Consider the following 26,259-nt stretch of genomic DNA (forward strand, 5'->3'; position numbering starts at 1 on the left):
ATGGTGTGCGGCGGCGGCCCGCACCCATCCTGCGTCCCTTTGCGGGCCGGGTCGACGAGCCGGACCTGGTGGCTCTGCGTGAGCTGGTGCCCAGCGCGACCGCTCCGCTGAAGCTCGCCGCCGCTTACCTTCAGCAGCATCCCGAGCATGCCAACCGTTCCCTCGTGCTCGGCACGATGCTGCCACAGGCCGTGTCCGCGATCGTCCGTGACAACGGCGAGATCCTCCTCGCCATGCAGACCGGTGTCGCAAGCGACGACGCGGGCACCGACATCGCCCGGGCGTTGCTCGAGGCTCTTGACGCCGCTCCCGGAACGCCCGTCATCCCACGGCCCGCCCCGGCGGGAAGTGCGCGTGGTGATGAAGGCCGTGCCGGTCCGACCCTGACGGACCTGCTGGATCCCGCACCGTTGGACATCACCGTCCACTCCGGGTTCACCTGGTGGCTCCCGCCGTCCGAGGACGGTAGCGGCCCAGCCCAGGACGTCGCGGCCCTGCTGGAGCGGGCGAACGCGGCCGTGGTCCCGACGGCCCGGCTGACCTCGGTGGACGCGGCCTACTGGTGCCGTTCGGGCGAGCGGGCGCATCTGCGCTGGGTCCAGCCGTACGACGAGGAACCGTTGCTCGACGCCCTTGCCCGTCTCGCGCTGGCTGCCGGTCTTACTGTGGGTGACGGATCTCGCTTTGTCGGCTCGTTCCGGGTGGACGGCCTGGTCGTCCCGGTGTGGGATCTGGCGCCGGACGCCGACGCGGCAAGCTGTGAGAAAGCGGCTGTGGCACTGCGTGACCGACTGGAGAGCGCAGTCGCCGACCGTACCCCGCTCACCCCTGCGGAGCGCCGGATGCGTGCCGGCGTGGTCGGCCGGACTCTCACCCTGCGCTGATGCCAACCGACCCACCCGAACCCCGAGTGCGGGAAGAGCATGATCGCGCCGCCTTTGGCCCGGTGATCCGGGGATTTGGGCCTCCGGCGGCGCGAAAAGAACATGATCGCGCCGCCTTTGGCCAGCGGGGGGCAGCCGGCGAGACGTTCGACGTGGTCGTCGTCGGTGCCGGTCCGGCGGGAGCCAGCGCCGCCCGCGCGGCGGCCTGGGCTGGCGCCACCGTGTGCCTGCTCGAACGCGCCGAGCTACCCAGGTACAAGACCTGTGGAGGCGGCCTGGTCGGCCTGTCGGTCGATCATGCTGGCATTGACCTGTCCCGGCTGACCCGCACGAGCATCGACCAGCTCACGGTCTCCCTGGACGGCCGGCTGACGTGTACCCGCAGGCGGCCCGGTCGGCCGATGATGTCCATGGTGATGCGCTCGGAGTTCGACCAGGCGCTGGTCGAGTCGGCCCGCGCCGCCGGTGCGGGCGTCCGGACCGGTGTTCACGTCACCGGGATACGCGAACATGATGTCGCGGACGGTCCCGTCGCAGTTGCGGTACGCGGTGGTCCGGACGTCCTCGCGCGGGTCGTCGTCGGCGCTGACGGCACGTCCGGGCGGGTCGGCGCCTACGTCGGGGTCCGCCTCGATCAGGTGGACGTCGGCCTGGAGGGCGAGTTCCCGGTCAGCGTCCCCGTGGCGCGTCGCTGGGCCGGTCGGGCGCTGCTCGACCTGGGCCCGGTACCCGGTTCGTACGCCTGGCTGTTCCCGAAGGGCGACGTCCTGACCGTCGGCGTGATCGGTTCACGGGACGACGGCGGCGCACTGCGCGCCTACTATGCTGACCTGGTGCGCAGGCTCGGCTTGGACGCCGTCACGCCGCTGCACGACTCGGGGCATCTGACGCGCGTGCGGGCCGCGGACTCGCCGCTGCGCCGTGGCCGGGTGCTGGTCGCGGGGGACGCGGCGGGCCTGCTCGACCCGTGGACGCGGGAGGGGATCTCGTTCGCGCTGCGTTCGGGACGTCTGGCCGGGGAGGCGGCCGCGCGCGCCGCCGCCGGCGAGCTGCGTGCGCTGGATGACTATCCCCGGCGTGTGGAGGCGGTCCTGGGGCCCGAGATGGACGCCGGTCGTGAGGTGCAGGCGGTCTTCGTCCGCCGTCCCGGCCTGCTGCATGCGTTCCTGGCCGCCGTGCCGGGTGGCTTCGGCCTGTTCGGGCGGATCATGGAGGGCCGTTCCACGGTGGCCAACCAGTTACGCCGACCCGGCGTCCGTGCGGTGACGGCGGCCCTCACCCGCTGAGCGCCCCGGGCGCGGAAAGATCATTATTGCGCTCTCTTCGGCCTTCCAGGCCGAACTGTTCGGCAACCGCACCGGCGATTTCCAGAAAAGCCTGTCTGGTCGGCTTTCGCATTTCTTCCAGGGCGATGCTTCCACCGACCGCCAGATGCGGGTCGTAAGGTACTCGGACGACCCGCCGGGTGCGGGCGGCGAAATGTTGTTCGAGGGTTTCCAGGCCGACCGACTCGCGGTTCGCTGGGAAGGTCGAGATAACCGTCACCGCATTCCGGACCTGCGCGGCGTATCCGTGCGCCTCCAGCCAGTCCAATGTGGCGCTGGCGGAGGAACCGCCGTCCGCGCTGGAACTGCTGACAATCACCAGGGTGTCGGCGAGTTCCAGGATGGCGGGCATGGTGCTGTGCAGCATTCCGGTGCCGCAGTCGGTCAGTAGGATCGAATAGTACCGCTGCAGGATGTCGTCGACGGCGATGTAGTCGGTGTCCGCGAACGCCCGGGAAATCTCCGGGGCGTTCGCGGACGCGAGCACCTCCAGGCGGCTGCCGGCCTGTGATAGATACTTGCGCACATCCACGTAACGACGCAGCGAGTCGGCGTTGTCGAGCAGGTCCCGGACGGTGTTCTCAGACGTTCGCGGTACCTTGGCGCCGAGCGTCCCACGGTCGGGATTTGCGTCGATTGCCACGATCCGGTCCCCTCGCAGGCTCGCCAGTGTCGAGCCCAGCCCTACGGTGGTGGTCGTCTTGCCGACACCGCCCTTCAGGGACATGACCGCGATCCGGTGGCAGTCATTCAGGGGTGTGCTGATGTGCTCGACCAGCCGGCGATGACGGGCCTCATCGGCAGAGGGTCCCAGCTTGATTGTTCTGCCGGAAACCTTGAAGAGAATCCTGCGCCAGCCCCGGGACGCGATGTCCGGCCGGGTCGGGAGCAGTGCGCTGGTCATGAGACGGCTGGACATGCCACCGATCGGTATCTCGGCGGCCGTTTCATGGGGGTCTCCCGGACCTGCCGGATCGGCTTCTGGACCTCGGGCGCGCGGATCATTGTCGTGCAGCTTTTGGCTGTTTTTTCCTGAAGGGCTTCCGGCTGCGCGAAAATCATTGTCGCGCAGCCTTTGGCCGGTCGACCCCGGCCGGAGGCTGGGCGGTGGTGCCGGATACTCGGTGCTCGGATAGGAACTGTCGGGATACGGAAAGGCTGTTCCGGAAATGCCGGCGAAGGGCATGCCGAGCTGCTGTTCGTTGCGGTAGCCCTCGTCACCCCGGAACGACGGATCCTCGCCGGGCACCGGTGTGAACGGCGCGGTGGACGGGTCCGCTGGCTGCTCGGCTGGTGAAGGCAGCGGCGATGCGGGCGCCGGGTACTGTGTGGAGACCGGTGTATGCGGCAGGTGTGCCTGTTCGCGCTGTCCTTGCTCCTGGTGGTTCTGTTCCCGGTGGCCTTGGCTGGCGTGGCCTTGGCTGGCGTGGTTCTGGCCGGCGTGGTTCTGGCCGGCGTCCGGCGGCTCGAGGGGGCGTCGAGCGTCACCCGGACGCTCCTCGTGCCGGAACGGAACAGCGGGCGTCCGACGATCGGCCGGTGGCGGCGGTGCGCTGATGAAACCGCCAGGGAATATCTCACGGTCGAACAGCGGATTGTAGGCCGATGATTCGGTCCAGGGCCGCCCGTTCATACCCGGTGCGTTCATACCCGGCGCATTCGGGGTCGGTGTGTTGCCGGAACCGGAACCGCCCGTGCCGGCATCCTGTGTCAACCCGCTTACGGACGTGTCAGGTGTGTCCGAAGGCGGTAAGGACGGTGAGGACGGCGGCGGAGGAGATGGCGACGGCACCGGCTGCGGGTTGCCGCCGACGTCCGATGCCCACGGGTTGGTCAGTGGGTTGAAGGATGGGCGGGGCCACGAGCCGGCGGTGTCGTGACCGGAATCCCGGAGCCTGACGTTGTTCGTCGCGACGTTGTTTGCCACGACGTTGTCCGCCTCGGTGTACCTGTCCACCACGGCGAAACCAACGGCGACATCGTCCGGCGCCGGTGTGCCGGGAGAGCGCCAGGACGAGGGCGACGGGTCGTAGGCCGCCTGTGGCCATGAACTGGTGAGCGGGTCGAAACCGCGTCCACCACCGTGTGGTGAGACGGGCGGAGACGCTACCTGCGGAGGTGGAACCGACGGCGGGCCGGCAGGTCCGCCGAGCGGGCCGCCGTTCACGCCGGTGCGGGGTGGCGTGAGGACGTCCACCGGCTGCGGATCCGCCGGACCGTTGACCCGTCGCACGGGTTCCTGCTGGAGCCGCAGGGCATATGAGGTCTCGTTGTTCGACTCGACCGGATCCGGCGGAAGGTAGGAGCGGGACGATGACGGTGACATCGATTGTCACTCCCCCGAATCGGTTCGCGTCCAAAGTGCGCTACGTCCACGTCCCACTACATTGACATACCAGCCGGTTCGATCATCCGATCGGGTCGGACGTACGTCCGACCGACCGCAATCCCGTGGCACGCACGGGGAGGGAGCACGTCCGGTCGATCTCTCACCGCCCGCACCGACCGATATCCGCCGGAGCCGGCTCAGGATCGCATGTCGGTCTGTACCCTGCCGTCACCGGTACCGGTGTTGTCGCTGATGACGGTGTTGTCACCGGTATTCCGGTTAGGTCCGAGAAATAACGGTCCGTCCGTGTTCAGCGCGGCTGCTGTCGCCGCCGCCAGCACCCAGCGGGTCGGCTGGCCCAGCCGGGTGGCGGCCTGCTGGACGTCGTCCCACTCGGGTTGCGCGGTGACGATCCGGCCGTCGGCAAGCATGCCGATCTTCACGGCGACGGTTTCGCCGCCCACGTCCACACTGCGATAGGCACGGTCGAGGGCCCGCTTGCGCACTACCGTCTCGCGCAGGCCGAGAGTGGGGGTGTGCAGGAAGACCAGCCGCCGGACGGCATCGGCATGTGGCTGCTGGACGAGCACCGACAGCGTGTGCGCCGGACGGCCCTTCTTCATCAGCATCGGCGTCAGCCAGGCGTCGCGGGCACCCGCTGCCAGTAGCGTCGCCATGATCTTCGGCCAGGCGCGCGGGTCGAGGTCGTCGACGTTGGTCTCGATGAGTAGCTCGTCGACCGCGGCGGGGAGGTCCGGGGCGAGGGCATCCGGTGCGGGGACGTCCGCGGTGAGGGCATCCGGTGCGGAGAAGTCCGAGGTGGGGATGTCCGAGGTGGGGAGGATCGCGGTGGGGATCTCCGTGGTGTGGGTGCCCGGCGCTTGGGAAACGCGGGAAAAGGGTATGCCAGTGCCGGTCGTCGAGATCGACGCCGACAGGTCCGGGATCGGGGCGGAACCCACGACCAACCGGACGACGTTGGGCCGGCCCGGGGTGTCGCGCCGGCCGGCGCCGACACCGATCGCGTGCACCCGCATCGGCGGGAGCGGACCGAAGGCGTCCGCGTGGGTCGCCACGAGCGCCGCCCCGGTCGGTGTGCACAACTCCACGTCCACCGGTCCCCCGTAACCCGGCAGCCCGGCGGCTCGCAGCAGCTCCAGGACGGCAGGGCCGGGTATCGGCAGGACACCGTGCTCCGTGCGGGCCGACCCGCCACCGAGCGCCACCGCGGACACGACGAGCCGGTCGAGGTCGAGCGCGGCGATCCCGGCACAGACGCCGACCACGTCGGCGAGCGCGTCGAGCGCCCCGACCTCATGGAAGTGCACGTCGTCCGCAGGGATACCGTGGACGATCGCCTCGGCCTCGGCCAGTGCAGCGAAGGTGGCCACGGCCTGTTCGCGGACCGTGTCGGTGAGCGGCGCCTGGGTCAGCAGCCGGCGGACGTCCGGCCAGGTGCGGCGGACGTGTCCGTCCCTCCGTCCACCGACATGACCGCTATGGCTGATATTACTGCCATGCCTGCCGCGCCCGGTATGAGGAGCAGCCTTGGCGCCCTTGTTCCCGCCTTCGCCGTCGGCCTCGCTGATGTCGCTACTGGTGATGACGTGGACGCGGGTGGCTGCCAGACCGGCCCGGGATGTGGCGCTGACGTCCAGCCGGATGGGAAGCCCCAGCGCGTCGACAGCCTCGCCGATGACGTCGGCGGGCCGGCCCACTCCGGCGAGCGCGCCGATCAGGGCGCCGAGCAGCATGTCCCCGCTCGCTCCGCTGGACAGGTCGAGCCACCCGAGCCGTACCTGCCCGGGAACGGGGACGGGCCCGGTCGGTTGGACGGAGCGGGAGTCGGCGGAAGGCGGTCTGGTGTCGGTCATCAGCAGGTCGGACCCGAGGCAGGTCGGGCTCGAGCGGAAAGCTCGAGCCACACGAAGTGGACAGCAGGCGGCAAGAACACAGGCGGCAAGAACAGAAGGACAGAAGGTAGGACGGGAGACAGTACGCGAGAAGGATAGAGCCGTGAGGCCGGCATGTGACGACGGCGGGTTGCGTTCGAGAACCCTGACCCACCGTCACCTTGTGTCTGGACGCCGCCGGTGGCCGACGTCTTGTGCCTTGTTGTGTCTCGGGTCCGCGCTGCCGCGGGCGCGCCGGCGTCCGTGGCCGTCGGCGTCGGCGTCTCCTTGCTGACCTCCCCTGGTTGTCGGCGTCCACGGACATCGACGTTGGTGGGCGCCTGCGCCAGCGGTTGCCGGGCATCGACGAGAGCGCACCGACGAGAGCGCAGACGCGGACGTGGACCGGTGAGTACCCGCCGGTCCGCGCGCCGGAAGCGGGAGCGAAACGCGCGAGAATCCTCGGCGGTGGGTTTTGACCGTCCGAGGGTGGTGAGGGATGACAGTATGACGAACCCAATCCAGGTACAGAAGTTCCTCGGCGGTGTGGACTATCCGGCGGATCGGGAGAAGATCCTCTCCGTCGCCCGGTCACACGGCGTCGACCAGCGCATCATCCAGCTGCTGGAGAAGATCCCGGACCGCGTGTACGAGGGTCCGAACGCGATTTCCAAGGAGATCGGCGTGAATTGAGTGCCGGTCAGGTAACCATGCCTGGCCTGGCGAACGGTGGCATGCGTCGATGAGCGCTGGCTATCGAGAAGATCGGTGCGAGTTTGTCGATGTGTACGCTAATGTGGCCGAAAAGCGTGGACGGCAACAAATTCGTTTGGATCATGGCCAGTGCGGGTGCTTGCGGACGGGATCCGCACTACTTGACCGGCGCGCTAAAGGCCCGAAGGCAGTGTGGCCACCGCGCGCAGGACGTCCTGCGGCGTTATCGAGGCGAGGCCCGGGTCGGTGGTGGCCGCGGCGGGATAGCCCCGCCGCCCGGACCACAATGCGACGTGCTGGCCGCGGCCTGGCGGCGGCCCCCACTGGGCCGGTGACACCGGCCCGAACAGCAGGACGGACGGTGTTCCGTAGGCGGTCGCGAGGTGACCGATCCCGGTGTCGGCCGCGAGCAGGAGTGACCCGGAGGCCACCAGCGCGCACAGTGCGGGCAGGTCGGTCGCCCCGGCGAGCACGGCCGAGGGTGGCAGTCCGGCGTCCCGCGCTACCGCCGCCGCCAGATCCGTCTCGGCCGGACTTCCCGTCACGACCACCCGGTGGCCGGCGGCTGCGAGCGTGCGCGCCACCTGCGCCCACCGCGGCGCCGGCCACCGGCGGACCGGTTTCGCGCCGCCCGGGTGCACGATCGTCGCGCCGGTCACAACCGGGGGAACATCCGGCCGCGCCAGGGTCAGATCATCCGGATCGCACTCGACCCCGTGGGCCTCGAGCAGCCGGCACCACCGCGCGACCTCGTGTTCCTCCGCAACCTCGTGTTCCTCGGGTGCACTCCGGTGTTCCTCCGGGGCATGGTGTTTGTTCCCGGCCCGACGTTCGTCCCTGTCCCAGGACACCTCGCCCGGCAGGTCGAAGGCCCACAGGTCGTCCGGTGCCGTCGCGCGCAGCACCATCGTCGACGCCGGTCCCCGCCCGTGCAGGTTCACCGCCAGCGCCGGCCGGTGGACGGCTACCGGACCCAGCTGTGGCGTGTCAACAACACCGTCGACCGTCCCGGACAGCAACGCCACCGGTTCCAGCCAGCGCGGTGTGGCCAGCAGGATCTGCGCGTCCGGCCGGGCACGGCGCAGGCCGCGCAGGGCGGGCAGGCTGGTCAGCAGGTCGCCGAGGCCGAGCGCGCGCAGCGCGACGACCGTCCCGGCCGGGACACGGTCACCGAGGACATGGTTGGAGCGGGCGCGGCCACCCGGCGTGCGGTAACGGGATGCGCGGTGACGGCGACCGTTACGGGCGGTCATGGCTAAGAGGTCTCCCGTGACGAGGTGGCGACCAGTTCCCTGGCCGCCAGCCGGGCGAGCACGGCCGCCGCCGTCGGGACCGACAGGACCCGGTTCACCTCGGTGTTGTGTGGGATGTCGATGCACAATGTGCCGTCCCTGTCGAACAGTACCGCTGCCGGACCCTGCCTGGGACGGCCGGTGGCGCGCTGGCGGTAGCTCGGGGTGACAGCTGGTTCGCATGGTGGCGTGGCCATGCGTCCGGGTTTCCCCCAGGACGGCAAGGAAAACTATTATTACTCAGAGCGGTGATTTTCTAGGGCGCTGCTCGAAGCGTCGGTCAACGTCGGCCAAGCAACGCGGATCCGTTCCGAGGTCGGCCAGGGATCCGTGATCGAATATCGTCGCATTGCGCACCCGAGGGGCCGGGTGGTCGTGCTGGCAGCCACTTTCGTACTCGATTTCCTGATAGAAACAGATTGTGTGACTGTCCGACCGGTGCTCCGGACTGAAGTTGCACTCTCATGATCGATTTGTGATCGATGCGGTCACAGCGGCCAAGGATTTTCCATTCTTTCCGGCTCGTGTTGTGAGCCGTATTTATGTCGGTAAAACGTGTACGCCGGTAAAAGGGGCCAAGGAAAACGTTGCATGCCCGTCCGGTGCCGCGGCCACCGGGCCGCCGTGGGAGTCGAGTGAGACCACCCGTCGACCCGTCGACCCGTGGATCGGCGGCGAGGATGGCGGTTTCCACCTATGGCTGGCGGGCGTCGGCTCTGATTTCCGCCGTCGAACGACGGGCGACACGGGCCGCGAAGATTCCCGCGCCGAAACCGTTGTCTATGTTGCACACCACGACGCCGGGAGCACATGAAGTGAGCATCCCGAGCAACGCGGTGAGCCCGCCGAAGGACGCGCCGTAACCGACGCTGGTCGGAACGGCCACGACCGGTGTGCTGACAAGCCCGCCGATCACGCTTGGCAGGGCTCCTTCCATACCGGCGACGACGACCAGGCAGTCGGCCCCGGCCAGCCGGTCGCGGACGGCGAGGACGCGGTGCAGACCGGCGACCCCCACGTCCATGATTGTCTCAACGTCTGCCCCGGACGCGCGGGCGGTCAGCGCGGCCTCCGCAGCGATCGGAGCGTCCGATGTCCCGGCGCAGACGACGACGACCCGGCCGCGGGCCGGGGGCAGTGGGCCGATGACAACCGTGGACGCACCTTGTGGCATACCGGCCGCATGATCGGCGGAGACGGCATGGCCGACGCCAGTGGCATGGCCGGTGGCAGCGGCAGCGGTATGACCGGCGGGGGTGGCGTGGGCAGCGGCAGCGGTATGGCCGGCAGCAGCGGTATGGCCGGTGACCGTGGGAGACGCGGCAGAGGCCTCACCGGATGCCCCCGCCGGTGCTTCCGCGGACGTCGTGACCTCGCCCGGCCAGCCGGCCCGCAGCGCCGTGACGGTGGCGGCATCCGCGCGCGTGACCAGTGTCGGGCGGGTGGGGCCGGAGGTCCGCCGTAGCTCGGTGACGATACCGACCGTCTGCACCGGGGTCTTGCCGGCGGCGTAGACGACTTCCGGATCTCCGGTGCGAAGCCCACGATGGGTGTCGACGCGGGCGTATCCGAGGTCGGTCCAGCCGCCGCCGTCGCCGAGGGGGCCCGCGGCCAGGCGGGCCAAGGCGTCGTCCGGCCTGACCGTGCCGGAGGCCACGGCGTCCAGCAGGAGCCGCACATCCTCCGTGTCCATACCGCCGATCTTATGGGGCCTGTCCGCCCGCTCATGCCGGTGGCCACCAATGCCGATGGCCCACCCACGCCGTCACTGTGGGATCAGTCGCAGTCAGGCGGTGGGACGGCTGTCTGGGGCCGGGTCCGCCAATGCGATCCGTCACCGGCCCGTAGGATCGTCGAGGTGAGACGCGTGGACCCGGTAGTGGACCCGGTACCGATGGTAGATCCGGTCGGGATGGGCCTGAGCTCTCTCTCCGGGTACGGCCGAGGCCGTCGTGATGTTGCGGCATCTGTGAGCAGCTCCTTCACGGTGACTGCGCCTGCCCCGGCGGTCACACCCCACCCGAGCGGAAGGTTGTCGGCATGACACCCGGAAGGCCGTCGGCATGACATCAACGACCCGTCTGGTCTATCTGGGGCCGCCCGGCACGTTCTCCGAGGCGGCGCTGCTGACTCTTCCGATCGCCGACGGGGCTGAGCTCGACCCGCTACCGAACGTGGCGGCTGCTTTGGACGCGGTCCGCCAGGGTGACGCCGACGGGGCTCTCGTCCCGTTCGAGAACTCGGTCGAGGGCTCGGTGTCGACCACTCTGGACGAACTGGCCGCCGGTGACCTTCTACAGGTCACCGCCGAGGTTGTGCTCCTGATCCGGTTCGCCCTCCTCGCCCGGCCCGACACCGGGATCGACGCGGTCCGCACGGTTTCCAGCCATCCGCATGCCCAGCCGCAGTGCCGCCGGTGGCTTGCCAAGAACCTGCCCGACGCGCGCTGGGAACCGTCGTTCAGCAACTCCGAGGCAGCCCGCCGTGTCCAGGCCGGGGAGGTCGACGCCGCGCTTGCCGGCGCCTTCGCCGCCCCCCGCTACGGCCTGTCGGTGCTGGCCGACGAGGTTCAGGACGTCGACGGGGCGCAGACCCGTTTCGTGCTGGTCACCCGCCCGGGGCCGCCGCCGCCGCCCACGGGTTCCGATCGCACCACGGTGGTGCTCTTCGAGCGGGACGATCATCCCGGCGCGCTGCTGGAGATGCTGACCGAGTTCGCGGTCCGGGGTGTCAACCTGACCCGGCTGGAGTCCCGGCCGACCGGCGCGGGCTTAGGCCGGTACTCCTTTTCGGTCGACTGTGAGGGGCACGTAACTGAGGCGCGGGTCGGGGAGGCGCTGTCGGCTCTGCATCGCCTCTGCGCCGAGGTCCGCTTCCTGGGCAGTTACCCGAGGGCGGACGGGCGGGCCGGGGTGGTGCGGCCGAGCACATCCGACGATGCCTTCCGTGATGCCGCGGTCTGGCTGTCGGGTCTGCGCGGGCAGGCCCACGCCCTGGTTGCCGGCGGATCCGCGACCTGCCGGGAAGGGCAGCCGGGTAACCCGTAGATCTGGAGTAACGCAACGCGCCTGGATTGTCCTGTACCGGACATCTGGGGCAGGTGACTGTGCGTCACGTCTGGTTGGTTCGGAAGGCGACCGCATGTGTCGTGGTCTGTGCGTGTTCTCTCCCGCTTCTCTGTCGGGTCGCGCCGTTCCCGGCACTTTTTTGTGTTACCTTGAGTTACAGTATCGCTACCAAGAGGGTTCGCTCGGCTGTGCGAACGAGTCGCCTTACCGACAGGACGCCAGGGAGTACGTAGTCATGATTGATACTGGCGAGCTGTTCCCGCCGGTGATTCGGGAGCTCCCGGCGGCCTTGGATCTCGGTCCTGTCGGTCCTGTCGGGTCGGCGGAGCCGGTCCAGCAGGAACCCCGGGCGCGGAAGGAACATGATCCTGCCGCTTACGGCCCGCCGGCCGGTCCGGCCGGTGCATGGTCGGCGGCTGTGCACGCGGAACAACCCGTCCCGCATGTCCCGCATGCCCTGTCTGTTATGCCGATCGCCGCGATTCCAGCCGCCCGCACCCCCCTGGACGATCGTCTGGATTCCTGTGCCGTGCCGGCCTCGGCAGGCCATGCGATCCCAGCAGACCGGGTGGATGTCGAGTTCTCCGAAGACTCCCGTGCGGCCGGGTACCAGGCTGCGGCCGGACATCTTCCCGTGGCCGGGCAGCTTCCCACGGTCGGGTACCCTCCTCCGCTTGGGTCCGTGGCAGCCGTGAGCTCACCGACGTCCGACCGCAGGCAGTTCCACCTTTATGCCGGTGCCGCCATGGTGGGCGCGCTCCTACCCGACGGGCAGTCCATGGACCCAGTCGATGGCCGCGGTACGACGAGCGCACAGGCCGTGGTCGCCCACGCCGAACAGCAGCTGGCCGGACTGCTCGCTACCCACGAGCACACCCCGCCCGCCCACGTGGTTGCCCAGACGGTCCGGCTGCGGCGCTGTCTGGACCAGCTCGCCCAGCGCCCCCTGACCGCCTCCGACGCTCGCCGGCTGCGCATTGTTGCTGGTCGAGCCACTGTCCTGCATGCCGATGCCGCCTTCAAACTGGGCGATCCCGATGCGGCGCGGGCCCTGGCCGCTACCGGTTTTGCCGCCGGGGAGTGGGCCGGTGACGGTCCGTTGCAAGGGTCTGCCCGCGAGATCGGGGCGGTCGCCGAGTTCTACGGTGGTCGCCCGGATGTGGCCCTGCAGCTCGCCCGTGACGGGCTGCGGTATGTCAGTGCGGGTCCGGTGCGGGCCCGGCTGGTCTGCCAGGAGGCCCGCGCGCTGGCTGCGCTCGGTGACGTCCGGGGTGCGGCGCGGGCGCTCGACCTCGCCTACGATCTCGCTGACATGATTCCCGTGGAACAATGGGGATCTCCCGGGCCGGGTTTCGACACTTTTCACCCGGTCGAGGTCGCCTACAATGCGACCACGGCGTTGTGCCTGCTCGGACGATCCCGGGCCGCTGAGGAACACGCACAGCTCGCCATGCCGCAGCTCGATGCGATGAACGCTCCCGGTTTCCGGTCGGTGATTCGCCTTGATCTTGCACTGGCGCTGGCCCGCCAGGGTCGCCTCGAACTCGACCGGGTGTGTGCGCTGGCCACCGAGGCGATTTCGATTTCCTGGGGGCGTACGGTGGCGTCGGCGTCGAACCGGGCCGACCAGCTACTTGCGATAACCCGGACGCACGGCGAGGTCCGGGACGTCCGGGAGCTCGCCGCATACGTCCGGGGATGGCAGCGGGAGGGCGGGCGGCAGCTGGCCGGTTCGGACGAGGCTGGTGTCGGAACAAAGGCTGCCGCAGCAATGTCCACAGGAGCATCATCTGTCGCCGGTTCGCGGGAGGCTGCCGTGGAGATCGAGTGGTGAATCGTGGACGGCGCTGACCCCGCGAGACCTCCGTAGCACGACAACGGACGGTGCATATCACGTGAATCACTTGGATGGCGTGGGCATGCCGGCGGATGTGCCGGTTGCCGGTGGCGGGCGTTTCACCGTCACAAGGGCCTGGAAAGTTCTCCAGGAGATCTGCGCGGCGGTCGGGCTGGACGGCCGGGACGCGGAACTTATCAAGATTGCGGCAAATGCGGTGTTCCGGCTGCCTCGGGCCGGGGTGATCGTCCGGATATCCGGATCGCAGGCGATGGCACACCGGGCGGACAAGGTCGTCCAGGTCGCTCGCTGGCTTGCCTGCCACGACGTACCGGCCGTGCGCCTCGCGCCAGGCCTGCCAGCACCTTTGCGAATTGCCGACACCGTGGCCACTCTGTGGATCGACGCCGGCTCCGGGAGGTCGGTGAGATCGGGGGAGCCGTCGAGATCGGTCGTCGGGATCCCCTTCCCACCCGCGGGCGGGGACGAGCAGCTGCGTACCAGGGCTCGTGGGTCGGCCGGGCGTGGGGTGGGGGGCCGGGCAGCGACGGTGCGTGGGGCCACGGCAGGCGGGGCGCCGCGAACAGATGTCTCTCCGACAGCGCGCGACCTGGCCGTTGCCTTGCGCCAGCTCCACGCACTGCCGCTTCCGGACGTTCCCTTACCCCGTTTCGACCCGCTCGCCGACGTCCGTCGACGTCTTGCCGACGCCGAGGGGCTGCATGCTGCCGACCTTGCGTTTCTGAGGCGACTGGCCAGCCGGTGCGAGGCCGCGCTCGAGAGCGTGGCGTACGCTTTGCCGGCCGGGATCGTCCATGGCGACGCCCATCTGGGAAACCTCGTCAAAGCTCGTGACGGCGAGGTGCTGATATGCGATTTTGACGCCATCTGCCACGGGCCGACCGAATGGGATCTGATCCCGTTGGCTGTCGGACGGCTGCGGTTCGGCTACCCGCTGGAGCAGCACGTGGCACTTGCCTCCGCGTACGGTTTCGACGTCATGCGCTGGCCGGGCTTCGAGGTACTGCGGGCGGTGCGGGAACTGAAGCTGGTGACGAGCGTGGTACCGGTCCTCGCGAGCAACCCGCGGGTGGCCGCGCAGTTCGCCGTCCGCCTTGCGAGCCTGCGTTACCGGGACGAGACCGTCCGCTGGATGCCCTATTCCTGAGAATACCCCCGTCCCTGACGGGTGTATCAGGGATCTGATTGTCCACGGGATTTTGGCGGATCGCTGAACCCTGACATTCGTCAGAGTTCAGCGTCTTCTCGGAAATCATCGTCCTTCGCAGGGATCGCCGTCTTCTCAGGGATCCCGCCCTGCACCGGATACGAGTCCTTCGCGGTCGGGCCTTCGGGTTTGGGTCCTTTGAGGTTGTGTCGATGGATCCGGCGGCCGATGTCGTCATGTTATCGGAAAAACGCTGGTGGATGTTCCTGGGAAGTGTCGCGATTGTGTTTGTCGGCCAGACCGGCTCGAATCTGCTGGTGTACGCCGGTCTGTCACAACGGGTTGCTCCACGCCAGTTCGCGGAACCGGGTGAAGTCGGTGTCGGCTGAGGCGAGGGCTGCTCGGCTGCATGGGGATGCTGGTTGGGTGGTCCGTGATGCGGTGAGGTAGCCCGTACGGTACGGGTCCGGCGTCAGCAGGCGGGGGCTGCCGATGCCGTGGTCGCGCTGTAGACGTTCGTGTCGGGGATCCAGCCGTCGGTCGACAGGCGGTTCCAGTTGTCGCTGCCGGTGGACAGGCCGGGTGGGGGCGGGACGTACGTCGAGTGGACCCAGCAGACGGTGCGGACCAGGTCGCCGTGCCGCAGGGTCGCGATCACCGAGGCGTCCGCCCCGGCCGACGACCGAACCGCCAGCCCGTCGTTGCCGGCGGCCACGACGAACGGGCCGGTGTCCGTCCGCGGCTCTCCCGTTCCTAGCCGCGGATCGCCGATATTGCCCACGCAGGCGGGAACGACGGCGTTGAGGGTGCCGGTGTGGGTATAGGTGTCGTTGATCCATCCAGAGCTGGTGTAGTCCCACAAGCGGGACGTGGTGTTGCGTGCGGTGACGGACTGGCCGTACACCGCGCAGTAAAGGGTGACCGTGGCTCCGTCCGCGACAGCGCCCAGCCGGCCGAAGACCGGGTTGGTGGTTGGGCCGCGCCAGGTGGGCACCGTGGCGCCGGAGGTGTCGGCGTAGACCGTCACCGGGACGCCCGCACCCAGCGGCCTGCCGGTTTCCGTCGGCCTGCCGGCTGCGGTCGGCGTGGTGCCGGCTCCCGACGGTGTCCCCGGCGCGGACGGGCCCGCAGGCGGCGTCGTGGGCCGGGTCGGCGCTGGCGCGTCCGTCGAAGCCGTGGCCCCGGCCCTGGAACCGCTGGCCGTCGGGACCGTCGCGCGTACGGATATGGCGTCGTTGCCGGTGCTGCCGGTGCTGCCGGTGCTGCCGGTCTCGCGGCTGAGCGCCAGCGCCAGTCCGGCGCCTGTCACGAGCAGGATCACGGCGCAGGTGCCGGCGAGTACCAGTCGCCCGCGACGCCCACCGGGCCGGCGGTTGAACGGACCATTCCCCGTCGGTGATATCGATGTCGGTAACGGGGGAGTGGAGGGCCAGGATGCTCTCGGTGCGGCGGTCGGTATGGGCACCGGGCTGGGCGGTGGTGTGGGCGCCACCCAGCCCGCGCCGAGCAGCCTGCGGGTGGCCTCGTCGGCGTCGGTGACGCTGGTCACCTGCTGTCCGACGATGGTGGAGACGAGGTCGACCGCGCTCGGCCGGTGCGCCGGGTTCTTGTCGAGCGCTCGTAGCAGCAGGGGGACGAGGGCTTCGGTCACACCGGCGAGATCGGGGCTCTCGTTCAGGCTGCGGAATGCCGATGCGGTCGGTGTGCCGGCCGGGAACGGGTGGCGGCCGGTCGCGGCGAACACGACGCACATGGCCCACGAGAAGATGTCGGCCGCGGGGCCCGCCCGCTCACCGAGTAATTGTTCCGGCGCCATCCAGGCGACCGTTCCGATGAGGTGGCCCGTCCGCGTGTGATCCGAGCCGTCGAGGTCCCGGGCGATACCGAAGTCGATGACCTTCGGGCCGTCCCAGGCGAGCAGGATGTTGGACGGCTTGAGGTCGCGATGCACCAGACCGGCGGCGTGTACGGCGACGAGGGCGTCGGCGAGGCCGGTAGCGAGATCGACGAGCATGGATTCGCTGAGATGGCCGCGGTCGGCCACAGCAGTGCCAAGGCTGACTCCCTCGACGTAGTCGGTGGCCATCCACGGCAGTGGCGCGTCGACGTCGGCGTCGCGGACCTCCGCCACAAATGTCCCGTGGACGCGGCGCGCGGCCGAGACCTCCCGGCGGAATCGCTCCCGGAACTCCGGGTCGGCGGCAAGTTCAGGCCGGACGACCTTTACCGCCGCGGGGTGGCCGTCCGTGCCGAAGCCGAGGTAGACGGCGCCCATTCCACCAGTTCCGAGCCGTCCCTGAAGCCGGTACTGCCCGACGTTGCGGGAATCGGCGTCGGTCAGCGGCGCCAGCACGCCCGGCCCCTCCTCCAACATCCTGGTGGTCGCGGGGCATGATCGCCCGCCGATCTCCACCGTACCAAGCCAGCGGTACCGGTCGCCACGGGGCCGGAGATGGTCAGGAGACGTGGTCAGGAGACCGTCGGCCGGGATCAGGACAGAACGACTGGCTGCGCCCGGCCAGCTCCGATGGTGCGAAGAAGCGACATGGACGTGCTGTTCCGGGTCCGGCGCATGCGCGGATTTCCGTTTTCCGGACCATTTTCCGGCAATAATGGCGGGCCAGGCGAGGGGGAGTTTCGAGGAGCGTTCAGCGGACCGTCCGGTATCCGTTGTAACCCGCTTTCAAAAGCCGTTCGAAACGGCAGGCGGACACCTCGGTCGGATGGCTTCTTACGGTACGGTCAGCGCTCGGCGTGCACTCCGGGAGCGACTGGTACCGGTGCCGCGTGGCTGCCCAGCGTGTCAGGTATTCGGCGCTGGGTGATCGTACGGGTGAGCTACCGTCCGATATTTGTTCGTTTTTTGGCGGAGAGTGTCCCCGTTGCCGCGGCGAGTGGCTCGAGTCTTTTTCCTCGACTATTTTTCTTCTTTTGCCGGCATGCCTCCATTTCACCCCATGAGAAACCTGCAGAATTACAATCTGCGAAGTTGGCCGTTGGGGTTGACCGGTCGAGCATCCAGTGCGGTAGTGTCACTTCTCGTTCGGTCGGTATACGACGAGAGGAAAAATGCGATGGCACAGCAGCAGCAGCAGGAGCAGATCGAGCAGCAGCTGCGGCAGAACTGGCAGCAGATTCGGTACCGTCTGCTCGACGAATTCGGCCAGGTCGGCACCGCGGACCTCGACGCCGCTCGCGACGTCAACGACCTCGTTCAGCGGATCGCGGACAAGACCCACCACAGCGAGCGCTACGTGGAGACCCGCCTGCAGGAGCTCGTTGGTGCGGGTGCTTCCCTCGGGCAGCGCGGTGGCCAGGGCTTCGGCCAGCAGATCGGCCAGCAGCAGGGACAGGGACAGCCCTTCGGCCGGTAGTAATGCGGAAGTATCCCGGCGGTGAAAACACCGCTGTGCGCCCTGGGATCTCCGTGACATCGCTGTGTGCACGTGTCTGGGGATCTGCGTGGCGCGGCGCGTACGGTGACCGTGTTGTACTTGTGCTCGGCCACCGGGCGCGACTGCCCGGGATCTTCCTGTTGTGAATGTTCCGACCAGTCAGGTGGTCTCACCGCCAAGTATTAGGAGACCACCTGACTGGCTGGACTGAGGAGCGCGCAATCATGGTTTTTCGCGCCCAGGCTCGGGCCGCCGGTTCGGGAACCGGAGCGGCCGGCAGGAGCGCGGACATCAGGTGGTGAGGCTCAACAGCAGCGTCCGGTACTCGAGCAAGGCGTCGATCAGTCCCAGGACGACGGCGTTACGAGGCATCTGACCGAGTTCGATCAGCATTGAGTCCGTCTGTTCCAGCGTCGGCTGAGCGTCGACAGCTGCGACGAGTGTGACCAGTCTGCTCATGAGTAGACCTCCAACGACTCTCGGTCGTGAAGCGATTTCCACTCAGTCAGCACGCTGTGCGGCGGGATCGCCTCACCTGATGTACCTGCCGAAACGGCATCGCGTGGTGGGTTCACCAACATTTCCGACTCCATGCCCCTCGAGAAGGAGCCCGGCTCCTTTGTCGGGCAGCGATACGTCCAATCTTACTGTGAGAAACGTAGAACCTCGGTGTTCCCGTCGGGTTGAGCGTCCGTTACGGCAAGGTAACAAAGTTTGCGTCCTGTGGCCGGCCCGTCGGGCCGCCGCGTCGACGCGCTAATGTGTTGAATAGCCGGCTCCGCCGGCTGAGGGTGTTCCCGAGCGTATCAATCTCCCGGCGCTGTGCATCCGTCCCGGCTGCGCATGGTGCAGCCGACGTCATGGATTCAATCAACGGTACCGGCGCAACCCGCCGACGCAGGCGCTGAACCAGGCGGTACGAGCGGTTCGTCAAGTTGTGGTAGTCACGTGATGATGGGTTTGACGTTGCCGGTCACGAGGCCGGTCGTATCAGTGGCCGGTTTACTGCGGATTGCGTCGGTTGCCCTGGCGCGCGATAAGGTGGCGATGGTGTGCCGGAGCCGACCGGCCGGAGTTGACCAGGGCAAAGAAGGCATGACCGTGTTTGTTGCTGTGGCAGGGCTGCGTACCGGATCGGCGAAGCCGGCCGGAGAAGGTCTGCGGAGGCCGGAATCGAGTCCGTTGGAGCGCCCCGCCCGGTAGCCTCGGACGGGTGGTCAGTGCGGGTTTGTTCCCGGGCGGCAGATGGCGGTCGCGGCATGGTTACTGAACCGGTCGGCAATTCCGTCCAGGATGCGCTGGTAGCGCCTACGGTGGGTGAACCGGTGGATGGCGACCTCAGCCGTGAGCTCGAAGACGTGGCGCATCGCGCGTGGCCGCCGCTGCGCGAGCAGCGGGTGGGCGGCTGGGTGCTGCGGGAGTCGGCCGGCTCATCCCGGCGCGGCAACTCCGTGTGGGCCCGCGGCGACGTCGGCGACATCGCCGACGCCCTGGACACTGTCGGTCAGTTCTATGCTACTGCCGGTCTGCCGCCGACAGTCCAGATCACGCCCGTGTCCATGCCCTCGGCTATCCACGAGGTGCTGGACGCGGCCGGTTTCGACGACACCGGACCGACCGACGTCTGCATCGCCGATCTCGGGGAGATAGGCGAACGGCTGGTCGTGGGAGCCACCGGGAACGTGCCTGCCAGACCTGGCAGCTCCCGGACCGCCGCAGTCAACGGCCACCGGACGATCCTTCTCGACACCGTCGGCGACACCTGGCTGGACGTTGCCGGACAGGTGCTGGCGACTTTCGCTGGACAGCGCACCGGCACGCTTGGAGTACTGGCAAACCTGACCATGCCCGCGGCATATGTCCTGTGCATGGTGGACGGTGTGCCGATGGCTGTCGGCCGCGGGACTGTGGACGGCGACTGGTTGGGGGTCTACAGCATGGCGACCGTGCCGGCCGCGCGCGGCCGGGGAGCTGCCCGCACGGTCCTCGCCAGGCTGGCGGCCTGGGCTGTCGACGCGGGCGCGTCCCGCGCCTATCTCCAGGTCGAGCAGACGAGTACAGCGGCCCGCCGGCTGTACGCCGCGCTCGGGTTCCGCCCGGTCTACCGCTACTCCTACCGCCGGCTGCATGCCGCCGGTGTTCCCGGCACACCACCACATGAACGGCGGTGCGCCAGCCTTCAACGGCCGTGACACCAGCCGTGGCGACGTGAATGACAGCGGCGTCGACGATGCCGACCGGGTGCCCTCGGCTGGTGGCTGGCCCTCACGCTGGCTCCGCCGGGGTTAGCGTGAGGACGCATGACGTCCGTGCAGGTCAGCCGTAGTCTCCTTGAGCCGGTGGGGCGCGCCCGTGTGATGGGTGTGATCAACGCGACTCCGGACTCGTTCTCCGACGGGGGCACCTATGCGACCGCGGTCGACGCGGTCCGGGCCGGTCTCGCGATGGTTGCCGACGGCGCCGACATCGTCGACGTCGGGGGCGAGTCGACTCGACCTGGCGCGGGTAGGGTCGATCGGGCCGAGGAGCTGCGCCGTGTGCTGCCGGTGGTGACGGAGCTGGCCGCGGCAGGTGTTGCGGTGAGCGTCGACACGACCCGCTCGACGGTCGCCGAGGCCGCGTTGACCGCGGGCGCGGCAATCATCAATGACGTGTCGGGTGCTGCTGACCGCGACCTGTTGGCGATCGCCGCCGAGTGGGCGGTTCCCTACGTTCTCATGCATGCCAGAGGTGTGAGCGCGAACATGTCCGCCCGTGCGGTCTACGGTGATGTCGTGTCCGAGGTTGTCGCCGAACTCCGTGAGCGCCTCGATGTGGTGTTCGCCGCCGGGATCGCGCCCGAACGGGTGATTGTCGATCCGGGGATCGGTTTCGCGAAGAAGAGCAGGCACAACTGGACGTTGTTAGCCCACATGGACGCCATCGCTGCGTTGGGTTATCCCCTGCTGGTCGGCACGTCACGCAAGTCCTTCCTGGGGAGCCTGCTCGCGGACGCCGACGGGCGGCCCCGGCCGGCCGGTGACCGTGACGACGCGACCCAGGCGACGACCGCGCTGCTGGCGGCCGAAGGGGTGTGGGCGGTCCGGGTGCACGCGGTGCGGGCCGCGGCTGACGCCGTGCGGGTTGCCCAGGCATGGCGGGACGCCCGTGAGCAGCGGACGCGGCCGGCGGGGAGCGGACCTGCGCCGGCGCGCGGGGCGTCCGTCGGGCCGGATTCCGTCGGGCCGGATTCCGCCGGGCCGGATTCCGCCGGGCCGGATTCCGCCGGGCCGGCTTGCGGTGCACTCCGGCTCCCGCCTGCGGGTGCCGTATGACCGGTGCGTCACCGGCCGGCGGTTCACCGGCCGCGTCCCCCGCCGCGCCACCTGTGGCGTCCCCTCCCACCACGGCCGATCGGATCGCTGTGACCGGGCTGCGGGTCCGTGGTCGTCACGGCGTGCTACTGGCCGAACGTGAGCTCGGTCAGGAGTTCGTGGTGGACGCCGTGCTGTGGCTGGACACCCGGCCGGCTGCCGCAAGCGACGACGTCGCCGCCACCGTCGACTACGGGACGTTGGCACAGGCGCTGGCCGGGATCGTCGCCGGCGAACCCGTCGATCTGATCGAGACACTCGCGCACCGGCTGGCTGAGGCATGCCTGGCCGACGGCCGGGTCCTACGGACGGAGGTGACCGTACACAAGCCCGCCGCGCCGATCCCGCTGCCGTTCACCGACGTCGCGGTCACCGTCACCCGAGACCGGCCGGCATGAGCGAGGTCACGGATCCACGGCGGTCCCAGGAGACGGCCGCGCACCGGTCACCAGAGCACCAGTCGCCAGAGCACCGGTCGCCAGAGCACCAGCCATCAGAGCAGCAGCCACCAGAGCAGCAGCTGCCAGGGCGTCCGTTGCCAGGGCACCGGTCGCCAGAGGGCCTGTCGCCGGGGCAGCAGGCGCCGGGACGGCAGCCATCGGCGGTGTTGGCGCTGGGTTCGAACCTCGGTGACCGTCTTGCCAGGCTTCGCGCCGCCACGCGCCTGCTGGGGGCCGTGGTGGTGTCGTCGGTGTACGAGACCGCACCTGTCGGCGGGCCCGACCAGGACGATTATCTCAACGCGGTGGTGCTGGTCCCGGCAGCGTCACCGCGGGACCTGCTCGCCGCGGCGCGGTCGGCCGAGGACGCCGCATCCCGGGTGCGGAGCGTCCGCTGGGGCCCCCGTACCCTGGATGTTGACGTGATCGCGTGCGGTGACCTGGCCAGCGACGATCCGGACATCCTGATCCCGCATCCACGCGCTCACATGCGTGCGTTCGTCTGTGTGCCGTGGCTGGACGTCGACCCGGACGCGGTGCTGCCCGGGCATGGCCGGGTCGAGGACCTGCTGGCAGGTCTGGACGTGTCCGGGGTCCGCCGGACGCCGTGGAGCCTGTGCGGGTGAAGCCGACGCGGGTGCGGGAGCTGGTGGCGGCAGCCGTGGTGGTCGGCGTGCTGGCGTACGTGTTCCTGACCTTCACTTATCGGGACCTGCCGCGATTCCCACGGACGGCGCCGCTGTCGCTGTTCATTGTCGGGCTGGTGGAGGCACAGACCGCCTCCATCACCCGACGCCGGTTGCAGGGGCGTCCGGGCACGAGGCCGATCCTGCCGTTGACCGTTGCCCGGCTGGCGGCGCTGGCGAAGGCGAGCAGTCTGGCCGGCGCCGCGCTCGTGGGGGCGTGGGCGGCCGTGCTCGGCTACGTGCTGCCGCGCCTGGGCGAGTTCGGTACAGCCGGCGCCGACGCGGTCACCGCCGCTCTCGGGGTCTCGGCGGCGTTGGTGCTCCTCGTCAGCGGGCTCCTGCTCGAGCGTGTGTGTCGGATCCCGAAGTCCTAGGACGACCAAGATAAGGATCTCACGATCCGGCGCTTGTCAACTGGGCGCGCGCAACGCCAGCGCAACGCCGTGGTACACCGATGGGGGACATATAGCTTGGGCGCGGATCGTAAGGAGGTCAGTCGGTGGCCGACGGTGTGCGACGCTCTGACGCGGCGAATCCGCGTCGACCCGGAGTCGGGGACGGTGCGCCGGAGTCGGCGGCCTATCCCGACGCAAGACCGGCTTCCACAGGCCGCGGCGGCTACCCTTCGGCTTCCTATCAGAACCAGGATGCTGATCGCCGCCATGACGCCCGTCCGTATCAGGGCTCTGACTCCTATCGGAATCCTGACTTCCACCAGGATTCCGCTTCCTATCAGACATCTGTGGGTCCTTATCCGGTGTCCGGGGGATATCAGCCGTCCAACGGGTATCCCCCGCCGGGTCCGGGTCCGGGTCCAGGACCCGGTTCGTACCCGGACCCGCGGGCACCTGGTTCTCATCAGACACAGGGCGCACCGCCACAGGCCGGATACGGCCGGGACGAGTTGGGCCCCGGTTACGGGGCCGGGGCGGGTTACCGCGGTGAGCCTGCATCCGGCGGGTACGCTTCGCCGGCCGGCGTTTCCACCCCCGACTTCTACAGTGAGCAGACCCGTCTCGCGTCAGGGGCCAGGCAGGCTGGGCTGCCACCGGTCGATCCGGGTTTGCGCGCCGAGGAGCCTTACCGGGAGGAGCCTTACCGCCCGCCCGTACCCCGCCCGCAGGCACGGCCGGGCGGTTTTGGTGGCCATCAGCCCGCTGCGTCCAACCTCCGGCAGGGGGGCCATTATCAACCCGGTGCGCCCTACCCGCCGGATGGCGCCGGCTATCCGGCGGCTCCTTCCGGCCCTGGTGCATACCAGCCGCCGGTGGACTTCGAAGCGGGTTATCCCGGTGGTGGGGAGGCAGGCGCCGCGCGGGACGCTGCGGCAGCGGCGGCCGCGCCCCCCACGACCGTAGGTGGTTTCCCGCCGTCCCGGGCGGGCGGTCAGGGCGGGACGACCGGGCGGCGGCCACCTGCGCCACCGCTGTCCGGGCTGCCACGGGATCCGTTGCCGGTCGACGGGCCGGCAACGGACGACATGATGGCCCTCGCGGACCTGCGACTGAGGCAGGGTGGCGACCGTGCCGAGCGCCCGGACGGTGTTCCCCCGCCCAGGACCAGGCAGGCGGGTGCCGACATGTCGGCACCCGCGGCCCGTCGAGCTGGATCGCAGCGATCTGGCCACAGGGCGAGCTCGTCGGCTGCCGACCAGAGCACCGGCGAGCAGGTCAGCGCGGTCCACTCCGATCACGGCAGGCGCCGGGACGAGCGAAGCAGCCCCCGGTCGACGGACCGGTCCGCGGAGGGCACCGGAACGCGCCAGAACCGTCCGCGTGATGCCGCCGGAGTCACTCCGCTGCTGCGTCGACTGCTTTACGCGGTGGTGATTCTCGGTGTCGCCTTTGCCCTCGGAGGTGGGGCCGGGTTCGTGTGGCAGAAGATCGGTTCGAGTGGGAGTGGTGACAAAGCCGGCGCCACAGCCCGGCCGTCCACCGTGGCTGGCAGTACGGCCGGCGCCTCCGCCGGGCCCGGGGCGTCCGCGGGCCGGCCGCCGGCCGCAACAGCAGCCCCGGCGACTGTTCCAGCCGACTGGGTCGCTGTCGCCGACGCACAGCAGAAGGCGAAGTTCTCCCATCCGCCGGGTTGGAAACAACGCCGGGACAACACGGCGCTCTTCTTTGTCGAGCAGCCGGTGGGGAGCGCGACGTCCGGCGGCCTGCAGATGGTCGGCGTCGCCCGGGTTGCCGCGTCGGACCAGGCGGCTGCGCTCAACATCGTCCAGAATTCGGAATTCGCCAGTCAGCCAGGACTGACCAAGGACGGCTCCCGGGTGATGACGGACTCCAGCGGCGCGCAGGTCCAGGAGTGGGTCGGCTCGTACCTGCGCGAAGGGCAGCGGGTGACCTATGTGATGCGGACGCTACCGGCCGGGGACGTGGTCTATGTCCTGATCTCCCGGTCGTTGGCGGAGTCGGCGGACACCGCGACCGCGCTGATCGGGAGCTTGCGCGCGTCCTTCAGCCCCGCATGATCCCGCGGTTCCCGGGTCGCTACAGGTCGGGTCCGGGCGTGGATGAGCGCATCGGCGCGAGCAGCCGCCAGATCACCTCGGCGGTGTCGAACCGTTTCGGACCGGTGACGGGTGGCCAGCCGTGGGCGACGCCGGGAAGCAGGAACTCCACGATCCGCTCGCCGGACGAACACGCCGTCTCCCGTTTGATCGCCGTGTCCTTGTCGCTGCTGGTCGACGTGGAAGGGGTCCCAGTCGCACGGCCGGCCGGAGTCCGTCGTGTGCGGCTGGTGGGACCTGCGGTCTGCGGGGCGTCCCGAGAAGTGTCCTGATCCACACCGGGGCCGGTCGTATCCGTGACTTCGGCTCCGTCGAGGCCAACCGGCAGGCTGCCTGCGGTGTCCCCGATCGCAACACCATCACTGTTGGTCATCACAGTGTCCTGCGGTGGTGACGGTTCAGGGCAGCCGGCGCTGGCTCGGAAAGGCGACAGGCTTCGCCGCACCGACTGCAGGGGCGTTCCAAGAGCCTCGGACCAGGCGTCGCCGGTATAGGGAACGCGTTCGTCGAGCTGGCCGTGGATGGCCACCACGGTCACCGGTTTCGCCGGTGCGCAGTCGGCCACCTGCAGGCTGGCCGCGACCACCGCAATCCCGGCGATCTCGGCGGCATGCTCGCAGGCATAGCGATAGGCGATCATCCCGCCGTTGGAGAAACCGGTGAGGATCACCCGCTGTCGGTCGATCGGGTAGTGCTGCTCCAGATGCGAGATGAGCGCCCGTAGCCATCCGACGTCATCGACGTGTTCGGCCGCGGACTGTCCGCAGCAGGTGCCGGCGTCCCACGAGGCGTTCAGACCATCGGGGTAGGCCACGGCAAACCCCGCCCTGACCGCAAGCGCATCGAAGCCCCACTGCGACTGCGGTTCCGTGCTGGTGTTGCGCAGGCTGTGCAGCGCGACGACGAGCGGAAAAGGCCGCGGGGTCGTGGCGGCTGGCAGGGTCAGGCGTAACTGCGTTGTGCGTCCTGATCGTTCGTAGGCGTCCGGCCCGGTTGTCGCGGTAGGCAGGGCGATCGTGACAGTGGTCGGCGAGGTGGTCGGCAGGACATGGGACTCGTACACCCTCCCGCATCCTGCAGCGCATAAGGCCAGGAGGGACGTGAACGCGACGGAGCGGGCCAGCAGGCTCCGGCGGCGCGAGGACGGCGCCGCAGGCGCCACACGGGAAGACGGCACCACACGGATTTTGTCCTGTTAGCGACAGAAGCCCGTCATCGGTGCCGGCGTTGACTTCCTCGTATGGTGCGAGGTCTGCGCGTGATATCCGTTTCGCCGTCTCGACCGGCGAGAGGAATGACTCTCGCGGATGGTAAGGAGGCGGACGGTAGGGAGCTGCTCGGGAAAGTGGATGGCGAGGGGGCCG

Annotated in this window: 22 protein-coding genes; 14 read left to right on the top strand and 8 right to left on the bottom strand. The window is 69.2% G+C overall.

What is annotated here, in order from left to right; all coding sequences use genetic code 11:
- Both CV1CTNOD_RS00635 and CV1CTNOD_RS00640 read left to right on the top strand, forming a co-directional pair.
- Positions 1 to 884: DUF5926 family protein (locus CV1CTNOD_RS00635; protein ID WP_242606245.1), on the top strand; the 884-nt coding region annotated here is incomplete at its 5' end.
- Complete coding sequence (locus tag CV1CTNOD_RS00640) at positions 884 to 2,170, top strand: geranylgeranyl reductase family protein (protein WP_131784271.1); 1,287 nt, start codon at positions 884 to 886, stop codon at positions 2,168 to 2,170. The genes CV1CTNOD_RS00635 and CV1CTNOD_RS00640, both read left to right, overlap by 1 nt.
- Here CV1CTNOD_RS00640 and CV1CTNOD_RS00645 read toward each other — a convergent pair.
- Positions 2,160 to 4,535 carry an AAA family ATPase gene (locus tag CV1CTNOD_RS00645; RefSeq protein ID WP_242606246.1) on the bottom strand — a complete coding sequence of 792 codons (2,376 nt, stop codon included), beginning with the start codon at positions 4,533 to 4,535 and terminating at the stop codon, positions 2,160 to 2,162. The genes CV1CTNOD_RS00640 and CV1CTNOD_RS00645 overlap by 11 nt on opposite strands.
- 200 nt (positions 4,536 to 4,735) lie before the next feature.
- Positions 4,736 to 6,412, bottom strand: a complete 1,677-nt coding sequence (gene larC / locus CV1CTNOD_RS00650; protein ID WP_131784272.1) for a nickel pincer cofactor biosynthesis protein LarC — start codon at positions 6,410 to 6,412, stop codon at positions 4,736 to 4,738.
- Positions 6,413 to 6,937: 525 nt separating this feature from the next.
- Here larC and CV1CTNOD_RS00655 point away from each other — a divergent pair.
- Positions 6,938 to 7,123, top strand: a complete 186-nt coding sequence (locus CV1CTNOD_RS00655) for a DUF2795 domain-containing protein (protein ID WP_131784273.1) — start codon at positions 6,938 to 6,940, stop codon at positions 7,121 to 7,123.
- A 194-nt stretch (positions 7,124 to 7,317) separates the two neighbouring features.
- On the opposite strand, the gene CV1CTNOD_RS00660 is transcribed toward CV1CTNOD_RS00655, so the two are convergent.
- The 3 genes from CV1CTNOD_RS00660 to larB all read right to left on the bottom strand — a co-directional run bounded on the left by CV1CTNOD_RS00660 (position 7,318) and on the right by larB (position 10,129).
- On the bottom strand, positions 7,318 to 8,397 hold the full coding sequence (locus CV1CTNOD_RS00660; protein ID WP_131784274.1) for a glycosyltransferase family 9 protein: 1,080 nt from the start codon (positions 8,395 to 8,397) through the stop codon (positions 7,318 to 7,320).
- A 2-nt stretch (positions 8,398 to 8,399) separates the two neighbouring features.
- Positions 8,400 to 8,633, bottom strand: a complete 234-nt coding sequence (locus CV1CTNOD_RS00665; RefSeq protein WP_131784275.1) for a hypothetical protein — start codon at positions 8,631 to 8,633, stop codon at positions 8,400 to 8,402.
- Positions 8,634 to 9,130: 497 nt separating this feature from the next.
- The gene (gene larB / locus CV1CTNOD_RS00670; protein ID WP_131784276.1) at positions 9,131 to 10,129 is read right to left on the bottom strand and encodes a nickel pincer cofactor biosynthesis protein LarB; all 999 of its coding nucleotides are present in this window, start codon (positions 10,127 to 10,129) and stop codon (positions 9,131 to 9,133) included.
- Positions 10,130 to 10,499: 370 nt separating this feature from the next.
- Between larB and pheA the strand changes: the two genes are divergently transcribed.
- The 4 genes from pheA (at position 10,500) to CV1CTNOD_RS24260 (ending at position 14,898) form a co-directional block, all read left to right on the top strand.
- Positions 10,500 to 11,483 carry a prephenate dehydratase gene (gene pheA / locus CV1CTNOD_RS00675; RefSeq protein WP_131784277.1) on the top strand — a complete coding sequence of 328 codons (984 nt, stop codon included), beginning with the start codon at positions 10,500 to 10,502 and terminating at the stop codon, positions 11,481 to 11,483.
- Between the two features lie 256 nt (positions 11,484 to 11,739).
- Positions 11,740 to 13,338 (top strand): hypothetical protein, encoded by a 1,599-nt coding sequence (locus CV1CTNOD_RS00680; protein ID WP_131784278.1) that lies wholly within the window; start codon positions 11,740 to 11,742, stop codon positions 13,336 to 13,338.
- 61 nt (positions 13,339 to 13,399) lie between these two features.
- Positions 13,400 to 14,509 (top strand): phosphotransferase family protein, encoded by a 1,110-nt coding sequence (locus tag CV1CTNOD_RS00685; protein WP_242606247.1) that lies wholly within the window; start codon positions 13,400 to 13,402, stop codon positions 14,507 to 14,509.
- A gap of 212 nt (positions 14,510 to 14,721) precedes the next feature.
- On the top strand, positions 14,722 to 14,898 hold the full coding sequence (locus tag CV1CTNOD_RS24260) for a hypothetical protein (RefSeq protein ID WP_165485245.1): 177 nt from the start codon (positions 14,722 to 14,724) through the stop codon (positions 14,896 to 14,898).
- A gap of 83 nt (positions 14,899 to 14,981) precedes the next feature.
- Here CV1CTNOD_RS24260 and CV1CTNOD_RS00690 read toward each other — a convergent pair whose 3' ends face one another.
- Positions 14,982 to 16,862, bottom strand: coding sequence for a serine/threonine-protein kinase (locus CV1CTNOD_RS00690; protein WP_131784279.1), 1,881 nt, complete (start codon positions 16,860 to 16,862; stop codon positions 14,982 to 14,984).
- 721 nt (positions 16,863 to 17,583) lie between these two features.
- On the opposite strand from CV1CTNOD_RS00690, the gene CV1CTNOD_RS26055 reads away from it, so the two are divergent.
- On the top strand, positions 17,584 to 17,883 hold the full coding sequence (locus CV1CTNOD_RS26055) for a hypothetical protein (RefSeq protein ID WP_131784280.1): 300 nt from the start codon (positions 17,584 to 17,586) through the stop codon (positions 17,881 to 17,883).
- A gap of 312 nt (positions 17,884 to 18,195) precedes the next feature.
- Here the strand turns inward: CV1CTNOD_RS26055 and CV1CTNOD_RS24270 are convergent, their stop codons facing one another.
- Positions 18,196 to 18,363: a hypothetical protein gene (locus tag CV1CTNOD_RS24270; RefSeq protein ID WP_165485247.1), complete on the bottom strand. Its 168-nt coding sequence runs from the start codon at positions 18,361 to 18,363 to the stop codon at positions 18,196 to 18,198.
- Positions 18,364 to 19,163: 800 nt separating this feature from the next.
- On the opposite strand from CV1CTNOD_RS24270, the gene CV1CTNOD_RS00700 reads away from it, so the two are divergent.
- The 6 genes from CV1CTNOD_RS00700 to CV1CTNOD_RS00725 all read left to right on the top strand — a co-directional run bounded on the left by CV1CTNOD_RS00700 (position 19,164) and on the right by CV1CTNOD_RS00725 (position 24,856).
- Complete coding sequence (locus CV1CTNOD_RS00700) at positions 19,164 to 20,096, top strand: GNAT family N-acetyltransferase (protein WP_131784281.1); 933 nt, start codon at positions 19,164 to 19,166, stop codon at positions 20,094 to 20,096.
- Positions 20,097 to 20,204: 108 nt separating this feature from the next.
- Positions 20,205 to 21,218 (top strand): dihydropteroate synthase, encoded by a 1,014-nt coding sequence (folP, locus tag CV1CTNOD_RS00705; RefSeq protein ID WP_131784282.1) that lies wholly within the window; start codon positions 20,205 to 20,207, stop codon positions 21,216 to 21,218.
- Positions 21,215 to 21,655: a dihydroneopterin aldolase gene (gene folB / locus CV1CTNOD_RS00710; RefSeq protein ID WP_131784283.1), complete on the top strand. Its 441-nt coding sequence runs from the start codon at positions 21,215 to 21,217 to the stop codon at positions 21,653 to 21,655. The genes folP and folB overlap by 4 nt, the downstream gene beginning before the upstream one ends.
- A 206-nt stretch (positions 21,656 to 21,861) precedes the next feature.
- Positions 21,862 to 22,323, top strand: coding sequence for a 2-amino-4-hydroxy-6-hydroxymethyldihydropteridine diphosphokinase (gene folK, locus CV1CTNOD_RS00715; protein ID WP_131784284.1), 462 nt, complete (start codon positions 21,862 to 21,864; stop codon positions 22,321 to 22,323).
- A complete protein-coding gene (locus CV1CTNOD_RS00720; protein ID WP_131784285.1) occupies positions 22,320 to 22,757 on the top strand; it encodes a DUF3180 domain-containing protein in 438 nt (145 codons plus the stop codon). The genes folK and CV1CTNOD_RS00720 overlap by 4 nt, the downstream gene beginning before the upstream one ends.
- 893 nt (positions 22,758 to 23,650) lie before the next feature.
- Entirely contained in the window at positions 23,651 to 24,856 is a 1,206-nt protein-coding gene (locus tag CV1CTNOD_RS00725; RefSeq protein ID WP_131784286.1) for a hypothetical protein, read from the top strand.
- A gap of 19 nt (positions 24,857 to 24,875) precedes the next feature.
- Here the strand turns inward: CV1CTNOD_RS00725 and CV1CTNOD_RS00730 are convergent, their stop codons facing one another.
- The gene (locus CV1CTNOD_RS00730) at positions 24,876 to 25,958 is read right to left on the bottom strand and encodes an alpha/beta hydrolase family esterase (RefSeq protein WP_242606248.1); all 1,083 of its coding nucleotides are present in this window, start codon (positions 25,956 to 25,958) and stop codon (positions 24,876 to 24,878) included.
- Positions 25,959 to 26,259 lie beyond the last annotated feature (301 nt).

Source organism: Protofrankia symbiont of Coriaria ruscifolia (genome assembly GCF_900634745.1).
Classification (GTDB): Bacteria; Actinomycetota; Actinomycetes; order Frankiales; family Frankiaceae; genus Protofrankia; species Protofrankia californiensis.